Below are 9019 nucleotides of genomic sequence, written 5' to 3'. Positions count from 1 at the left end.
AGTGTCCTTTACTTTCAAAAAGATTCAGGCTTATTACCGAGTCATTGCTATAGTTATACCGTTTAACAAAGAGGTTGTAAATAAAGCGTCTAATGACGAGTAATAAGCAAAGAATCGTTTGAAAGTGTCCTTTACTTTCAAAAAGATTCAGGCTTATTACCGAGTCATTGCTTTAGTTACACCGTTTATAAAAAATCGTGACACTTTGCTTAGAGTGGAACGATTTTTTTCGTATTTATTTATTTTTAGGAGGAAAAAAGCAATGCCATACTTTGATCATGCAGCAACAACACCTATAAATCCAATCGTCTTAAACGCAATGGTTTCAACGATGGAGGAGACATATGGTAACCCATCGAGTATTCATCAATTTGGGCGTAAAGCTCATGAGTCTTTAGAAGCAGCTCGTCAACAAATTGCTAGTCAACTTCAAGTAAAAACTAATGAAATTGTTTTTACTAGTGGTGGAACGGAAAGTGACAACATGGCAATTATTGGTACAGCAGAAGCGAGAGTATCAGAAGGCAAACATATTATCACGACGAATGTGGAACACCCAGCTGTTTTAGAATCCATGGCTTATTTAGAGAAAAAAGGCTTTGAAGTGACCTATTTACCAGTCGATTCAAATGGACAAATTACAGCGGCTCAAGTTGAAGCTGCCTTACGCCCAGATACTATTTTAGTTTCAGTGATGTATGCCAATAATGAGACAGGAGTATTATTTCCGATTGCTGAAATTGGCCAAGTTTTAGCGAAACATCCTGCGACTTTTCATACCGATGCGGTTCAGGTTTTTGGGAAAATAGCTTTGAAACCAAATGAAATTGGCATTGATCTATTAAGTATTTCAGCACATAAAATTAATGGACCAAAAGGTGTGGGCTTTTTATACCAACGTTCAGGAGTAAAAAGAACGCCATTGATGTATGGTGGAGAACAAGAAGAAAAACGTCGTGCAGGAACCGAAAATTTAGCAGGAATTATTGGATTAGAAACAGCTATTCAACAACTCGGTGAAGAAAAACAACAAGAAAATTGGATGACCTATGAAAAATTTAATCAACTTTTGCTTGCACGTCTAAATGAAGCGGAGATTTCTTTTGAAATTAATGGTGAACAGGCAACTCGTCTACCACATATTTTAAATTTACATTTAAACGGAGTAGCGAGTAACTTACTATTAATGCATTTAGACTTGCAAGGAATCGCGATTTCAACCGGCTCTGCCTGCAGTGCCGGTAACGTGGAACCGTCACACGTTCTAGAAGCGATGTATGGGAAAGAAGATGCGAGTATCACCGAATCGATCCGTATAAGTTTTGGTTTAGGAAATACAACAGAAGAAGTTGAAAAACTAGCTGAAAATATGATTTCATCCGTTAGAAGACTAAAAAGAGACTAGAAAATGTTACGATAATTTATTATATTAAAAGAAATCAAGATAAAGGGGTGGCGTGATGTTGTTTGAAAATAAATAACAAACTTAGATTTTAAAAAATTTATTTTGTTTAATTATTTTTAAATAAGGAGTTGGAAAAAACATGGATGAAGTTAACTGGTTAGAATATGGATTAGAAAGTATAAGTGATTTGAAAATCATTATGAAAGGTTCAATTGAATCCAACGAATCAGATAAAATCGGTGTAGTTTCTTTAATTTATGCTTCATCAGACGTTGATAAAATTAAAGAAATTTACGATGAAGTCACTGAAAAAGACCCCGAAAGTTATTACATGATTTATGGAATCAATTTAGATCAACGATTAGATTCTCAAATGCATTATCCATCAATTGCAATCGAACGCTCAGATTTAGAATAATTTTTTCATCGAAAGAGACTAGCATTCAGCGGCGTAAACTCTTATAATTAAGTTAAGAAATTAGATGAGGTGAAGAGATGGCATTTGAAAAACAAGCAACAGTCTTAGGTTCGGATGTATATTATCGCATTGCCCCTGAAGCAAAGCGTTACACATTACGTGACAATGGTTTCACTGAAACAAATGGTGGGAACTTCCAATTAATTCGTTCATTAGAAGCAACTCCTCAAAGTAAAGAAGGCTTTAAATTAAAAATTACTGTTGATAAGGACATTCAAACATTAAAAATGTCTGTTACAACCGGTAATGGTTTAAAATCAGTCAATTTATTTAAAGGTAGCCAACACGAAATGCTACAAAAGAAGTTTTATTTCTTAATGGATGGCTTTATTAGCCGTGGTTTATTTGAAAAAGTAGTTTAAAAATTGAAAACTTGAGGCAGGGAATAAAAATCCTTGACTCAAGTTTTTTGTTAAACAGTATCAAAAATCCTTTCGATGTGGGAAGACGCTTCATTGAATTATTTAAGTAAAAAGTGAAAAGGGTTGGTTAGTTGTGGCTAAAATATATGCACTTAGTGATATTCATGGTTGCTACGATGCAATGATGTATTCACTGTCAGCGATTCATTTGGAACCATCTGATTTACTCATTTTTTTAGGAGATTATGTAGATGGAGGAGACAAATCTTTTCGAGTCCTAAATGAAATTATGAATCTTGAAAAACAATACCCAAACCAAGTAATAACTCTGCTAGGAAATCATGACGAGTGGTTTTGTAATTGGCTCTTTTTTTATGAAAAAAATGAAGATTTTTATGCAATTAATATGGGGTTTGAGACAATTAGTAGTTTTTTTGAAACTTCAGAATTTGAGACTATCATTCATGGAAGTCAAAATTTTGCGAATGTTAGTCAAAATCTGATGAATTTGAATGATGTATTGCATCAAAAAATGATGGAACTAGAAGAAGTTAAGGAATTATTCCACTGGTTAAAGCGTAAAGTAACTGAAAAGCGTTATTTTGAAACGAAAAATCAAATTTTTGTACATGCTGGAATCGACGAAGAGGATGGCGAAAATTGGAAATATCTTACAATGGACGGGACTTTTACAGGAAAGTATCCTGCGACAACAGGAGCATTTTACAAGGATATTATTAGTGGGCATATTCATTCAGAAGAAGTTTCAAATGAGATAAATGATTTAGGAAAAGTCTATTGGGATGGATATAATCATTTCTTTATCGATGGACATACACTTAAAAGTAGAATCGTTCCTGTCTTACAATATGACACCGAAACATATAGGTATACGTCTTTTAACGCTGAAAAGCATTCTTGGGAGGAAATAAATTAGATTTTGAGGATAAAGATGGAATGGTTAATATCAAATCAATGGCGACTCGAGAAGAAAAACGTGTACCGCTGAAAGAAATCTATACGCAGTTCGAAAAAATTTATAATGAAATCATTTAAACGGACGTTTTTGTTGGAAATATTACACTGAATAATTGATAATAATTTTTATAAAAAAATTCGATTCTCGTGAAATTTTCATGAATCTCTAGTATAATGGCAAGTACTGAAAAAGTTGCGACCTTCAAATCGTAGAATTCAGAATTTATAATGAAATGATGGTGATTTTCATGACAGACAACAGTAAAATTCGTGTAGTTGTCGGCATGAGTGGCGGGGTAGACTCGTCAGTAACAGCGCTTTTGTTGAAAGAACAAGGCTATGATGTAATTGGTATCTTTATGAAAAACTGGGATGATACCGATGAAAATGGGGTTTGTACCGCGACAGAAGATTATAAAGATGTAGCCAAAGTTGCGGCTCAAATTGGTGTACCGTATTATTCGGTTAACTTTGAAAAAGAATATTGGGATCGTGTTTTCGAATATTTCTTAGCAGAATACCGTTTAGGTCGAACACCCAATCCAGATGTTATGTGTAACAAAGAAATTAAATTTAAAGCTTTCTTGGACTACGCGATGGATCTAGGAGCCGATTATGTGGCAACTGGTCATTACGCACAAGCCGTTCGCGATGAAAATGGTGTCGTTCAAATGTTACGTGGTGTCGATAATAATAAAGACCAAACGTACTTTTTAAGTCAATTATCACAAGAACAATTAGATAAAACCATGTTCCCATTAGGTGGCATGGATAAATCAGAAGTTCGTCGAATTGCCGAAGAAGCCAACTTAGCAACAGCTAAGAAAAAAGATTCAACCGGTGTTTGTTTTATTGGCGAAAAGAATTTTAAAGAATTCCTAGGAAACTATTTACCAGCTAAACGTGGCAATATGGTCACGCTTGATGGCGAAATTAAAGGTCAACACGATGGTTTAATGTACTACACGATTGGACAACGCCAAGGTTTAGGGATTGGTGGCGGTGGTTCAACACAAGAACCATGGTTTGTCGTTGGTAAAGATTTAGTAACAAATACACTTTATGTGGGTCAAGGTTTTAATCACCCTGCACTTTTTGCTGATAAATTAACAGCGAGTGAAATTCACTTTACAACGAATGAAGACAAACCAAAAGAATTCCGTTGTACAGCAAAATTCCGTTACCGTCAACAAGATGTACCGGTAACTGTTCGTTTATTGGATAATAATCAAGCAGAAGTGATTTTTGATACGCCGGCCCGTGCAGTAACACCTGGTCAAGCCGTTGTTTTTTATGATGGTATGACTTGTTTAGGTGGCGGTTTAATCGATCAAGCCTTCCAAGATGAAAAAGTGTTAGCTTACGTTTAAAAATGAATTAGCATAAAACTGAAACGATAGAGAGATTCGATACGAAGAATCTTTCTATCGTTTTTTCTTGTTTCAACAAACGTTCGAAAATGAAAGCGGTCGCGTTAAATCGCTGCTGTGATAGCTTTTTTCTTCACAAGCCAATTAATTGAATCAAAACAAAAAAATGATTAATATGATTTTAGTTAATAAAAGGCGCGAGGTGAAGAAGAATGTATCAAGTTCTAACAATGTATGGAGAAAATGAACCTTGGTGGTTTTTTGGTGACTGGCGAGAAGATATTCGTGAAATCCAACAATTTAGTACTTTCGAGGAAGCACAAGTAGAGTACCGCAAACAATGGGAAATCTTACGCGCAAAATATGAACATATCCATATCAAACCAAATTTCTTAACTGCTTTTTGGAATGATGGCGAGGAACATTGGTGTGAAGATTGTGTTGAAGGCTTGCAATTGTTTTTAGGTTTAGCATTATTAAAAGATGATAAGCCTGTGACTATTGAAGTCGATCGTGCATTTTATGAGAGTATTAGCGAAGAAGCAAAAGAAAAAATTTGCATTCGAAAACAAGCTTAATAGAAAATGATTTTGACGAATAGAAACTGTTGCTTATAATAGAATAAGTAACAGTTTTTAATTTGGAGAAGAACTGCCTCAATAAAGGAGAATATATGAGTAAAAAACTAGTTTTAACAGAAAAGCCGAGTGTGGCTAAAGATTTTGCCAAAGTTCTAGGTGCCACACCGCGCGGGAAAGATTATTTTGAAAGCGATCAATATGTGATTACATGGGCATATGGACATTTACTTTCACTTAAACTACCAGAAGATATTCAAAAAGAATGGAAAACATGGAATTTAGAAACGTTACCAATGATTCCTAAACATATTGGCTTAAAACCTTTACCAAAGACCAATCGACAATTAAAAATAATTGGGGATTTAGCGAAGCGTAAAGATGTTTCTGGCATCGTCATTGCTACCGATAGCGGACGTGAAGGAGAAGCCGTTGGTCGTTTTGTTTTTGAATGGATTAAAACGAACAAACCAATGGAACGTTTATGGATTTCTTCTCAAACGAAACAAGCAGTTCAACAAGGTTTTCGCCAATTAAAACCAGCGAAACAGTTTGAGAATTTGTATCAGTCAGCCGTTGCGCGTGGTAAAGCTGATTGGTTAATCGGTCTGAATGTGACTCGTGCTTTAACGGTTAAATATCAAGATAGTTTATCAGCTGGTCGTGTTCAAACACCAACCTTGAGTCTAGTTCATCAAGCCCAAGAAAAATCGGAGAAATTTATTCCGACAACATATTTTTCAATTGATCTTTTATATCAAAATTTAAAAGGCCGTTTGCAATTGAAAAATCCTCAACAGTTTACTGAACGAAAACAAGCTGAAAGTTTTGTCAAAGAATTAAGTGGAACACTAGGGAAAGTCGTAAGTGTTGAGGCAAAAGAAAAGAGTCTCGCTCAGCCGTTACCTTATGATTTAACCGAATTGCAACGAGTAGCGAATCAACTCTATCAATACTCAGCTAAAAAGACATTATCTTTAGTTCAAAGTCTATATGAAAGCCACAAAGCTGTCAGTTATCCGCGTACCGATTCAAAATATTTACCAAAAGATGTGGCGAATACGATGAAAGATCGTTTACAAGCGATAGCGGGGTTCGATCCACGTGCCAAAGAATACATTAAAAATGGTGGTCAAGTTTGTTTAACGAGCGTCTTTAATGATCAAAAAGTTACCGATCACTATGCTTTAATTCCTACTGAAGAAAGTCCTCGAGTGGAAAAAATGACCAGTGATGAAGTTAAAATTTATCGTTTAATTGTTGAACGCTTTTTAGGATTGTTTGCTGAAAAACACGTGACCCAAAATGTGAAAGCGATAATTGATTTTTCTGGTAATTTATTTGTCTTTAAACAAGAGCAAGTGATTCAAGCAGGTTGGAAAGCCAGTGAAGGTAAGAAAGAAGTTTTAATTGATTGGCAACAAATCAAAACTGTTAAAGGTAATTTCCAAGTCAATCAAGAGTTAACGAGTGCGCCAAAATTAGCGACAGAAGGTAGTTTACTACAGCAAATGGAAAAACATTCGCTAGGAACTCCGGCAACTCGAGCTGAAATTATTGAAAAATTAATCAAGTCAGAATTAATGGAACGCCGTGGCAACGTACTGGGCGTCACACCAAAAGGCAAACAGCTATTAAGTCTTGTGAATCCTTCGTTAGTCAGTCCAGACTTAACTGAAAAATGGGAAAAAGATCTAGAAGCGATTGCTCAAGGAAAGAAAACATCGCAAGCCTTCTTGAAAGAAATCGAACAAGATACGAAACGTCTAGTCGCAGAAATTAAAGATTCAAAACAAGAATACAAAGATTTCTCACTTACGAACAAAGTTTGTCCAGAATGTGGTGAAGCACTAAGAGAACGCAATACCAAAGATGGGAAAATATATATTTGTAGTAACCAAGAGTGTAGCTACCGTCGTCGTAAAGATCCAAAAATTTCGAATCACCGTTGTTCTCAGTGCCATAAAAAAATGGAGATTATTGATGGTAAAAATGGTTCATTTTTCAAATGCAAATATTGTGGGATTAGTGAAAAAATGCTCGACAACAAAGCCCGCAAAAAGAAAATGACTAAACACGAAGAACGTAAACTTGTTAAGAAATACAGTCAAGAAGAAGAACCACAAGAAAGTCCATTAGCAGCAGCGCTTAAAGCTGCGATGGAAAAAACTTAAAGAATTTATTCAATGATTTACATCTAACCATATCTAAAAGGAATTTTTTTATCCTTCAGGTATGGTTTTTCCTGTTCGAAAAATGTCGGATTTATCTGCTTTTTTTACTGTAGACAAATCGATGAAGCTATAGGAAAATGGAGATGCAGCAATGATTTTTTTAAGGAGGATTTATTAATGAGTCAATTAACAATGCCTAAAGGCTTTTTATGGGGAAGTGCTTCAGCCGCTTACCAGATTGAAGGAGCCCATAATATTGATGGTAAAGGTGTTTCAAACTGGGATGAATTCGTTAAAATTCCTGGAAAAACATTTAAAGAAACGACAGGAGAAGTTGCAGTCGATCATTATCACCGTTTTAAAGAAGATATTGCATTAATGGCTGAAATGGGATTAAAAACCTATCGTTTCTCGATTGCTTGGACACGTATTTTCCCAAATGGAACGGGAGAAGTGAATCAGTCTGGGGTTGATTTTTATGAAGCGGTTATTGATGAATGTTTAAAATACAAGATTGAGCCAATGGTCACCTTGTATCACTGGGATTTGCCACAAGCATTAGAAGAAGCCTACGGTGGTTGGGAAAGCCCACAAGCCATCGATGCCTATGTTAATTATGCAACGTATTTATTTAACGCCTACAAAGGAAAAGTTAAGTACTGGATTACGATTAATGAACAAAATATTTTTACAGGTTTTGGTTGGATGACAGCGATGCACCCACCAGGAAAATTCAATGATGAAAAAACGTATTATCAAGTTAATCATCATGTCTTCTTAGCACATGCCAAGGCCGTGCTAGCTTTTAAAGAAATTATGCCGGAAGGAAAAATTGGTGCAAGCTTTGCTTATAGCCCAAGTTATGCGATTGACAGTCGCCCTGAAAATGGAATGGCTAAATTAGACCATGATAATTTAAAGAGTTTTTGGTGGATGGATGTTTATGCCTATGGTCGTTATCCTAGAACAGCTTTGCGATATTTAGAAAAACAAGGTGTGGCGCCGACGATTACGGAAGAAGATTCTAAAACGTTACATGTGGCTGCTCAAAAAGTCGATTTTATGGGTGTCAATTATTACCAGACCGCAACAGTTGAATACAATCCGCTAGATGGTGTGACGCCATTTGGTGAAATGAATACAACAGGTAAAAAAGGGACCGGACAAGTAACTGGTGTACCGGGAGTCTATAAAAATCCAAGTAATCCTTATTTAGAGACAACCGATTGGGATTGGGTAATTGATCCATCTGGGTTACGTTTTGCTTGTAAAGAAATTACTAGTCGTTATGACTTACCAATCATTATTTCGGAAAATGGTCTAGGTGCATTCGATAAAAAAACTACAGACAACAAAATTCATGATGATTATCGAATTGCTTATTTAGCAGCTCATTTAAAAGAGTTGATTAAAGCTTCGGATGAAGGTTGTGAAATTTTGGGTTATTGTACGTGGTCATTTACGGACTTATTAAGTTGGTTAAATGGTTACCAAAAACGTTACGGCTTTATTTATGTTGACCGTGATGAAGAGGGCGGCACGCTTGATCGCTATAAGAAAGATAGTTATTATTGGTACAAAGAAGTGATAGAAACCAATGGCGCGAGCTTATCAGTAGAGTAATTTATCAAGTAAAAGAACCTACGCTATCGAATGGAAAACTTCGATAGCGTA

The 9019-nt window shown here is 35.6% G+C and carries 8 protein-coding genes; all 8 read left to right on the top strand.

Going from position 1 to position 9019, the window contains the following annotated elements; genetic code table 11:
* Positions 1 to 262: 262 nt before the first annotated feature.
* Positions 263 to 1405: a cysteine desulfurase family protein gene (locus ACFO3L_RS07650; protein WP_379965553.1), complete on the top strand. Its 1143-nt coding sequence runs from the start codon at positions 263 to 265 to the stop codon at positions 1403 to 1405.
* 139 nt (positions 1406 to 1544) lie between these two features.
* Complete coding sequence (locus ACFO3L_RS07645) at positions 1545 to 1823, top strand: hypothetical protein (protein WP_379965550.1); 279 nt, start codon at positions 1545 to 1547, stop codon at positions 1821 to 1823.
* Between the two features lie 77 nt (positions 1824 to 1900).
* A complete protein-coding gene (locus ACFO3L_RS07640; protein WP_379965547.1) occupies positions 1901 to 2245 on the top strand; it encodes a DUF1831 domain-containing protein in 345 nt (114 codons plus the stop codon).
* A gap of 133 nt (positions 2246 to 2378) precedes the next feature.
* Entirely contained in the window at positions 2379 to 3182 is an 804-nt protein-coding gene (locus tag ACFO3L_RS07635; RefSeq protein WP_379965544.1) for a metallophosphoesterase, read from the top strand.
* A 289-nt stretch (positions 3183 to 3471) separates the two neighbouring features.
* Complete coding sequence (gene mnmA, locus ACFO3L_RS07630) at positions 3472 to 4593, top strand: tRNA 2-thiouridine(34) synthase MnmA (RefSeq protein ID WP_379965541.1); 1122 nt, start codon at positions 3472 to 3474, stop codon at positions 4591 to 4593.
* A 212-nt stretch (positions 4594 to 4805) separates the two neighbouring features.
* Positions 4806 to 5171 carry a DUF1033 family protein gene (locus tag ACFO3L_RS07625; protein WP_379965538.1) on the top strand — a complete coding sequence of 122 codons (366 nt, stop codon included), beginning with the start codon at positions 4806 to 4808 and terminating at the stop codon, positions 5169 to 5171.
* A gap of 95 nt (positions 5172 to 5266) precedes the next feature.
* A complete protein-coding gene (locus ACFO3L_RS07620; protein WP_379965535.1) occupies positions 5267 to 7345 on the top strand; it encodes a DNA topoisomerase 3 in 2079 nt (692 codons plus the stop codon).
* Positions 7346 to 7522: 177 nt separating this feature from the next.
* The gene (locus ACFO3L_RS07615; protein WP_379965532.1) at positions 7523 to 8968 is read left to right on the top strand and encodes a glycoside hydrolase family 1 protein; all 1446 of its coding nucleotides are present in this window, start codon (positions 7523 to 7525) and stop codon (positions 8966 to 8968) included.
* The last annotated feature ends 51 nt before the right edge of the window (positions 8969 to 9019 follow it).

It is taken from the genome of Enterococcus eurekensis (genome assembly GCF_042654605.1).
Taxonomy (GTDB): Bacteria; Bacillota; Bacilli; order Lactobacillales; family Enterococcaceae; genus Enterococcus_I; species Enterococcus_I eurekensis.
The sequence above is the reverse complement of the archived record's forward strand: the minus strand, read 5'-3'. Positions and strand labels throughout refer to the sequence as shown.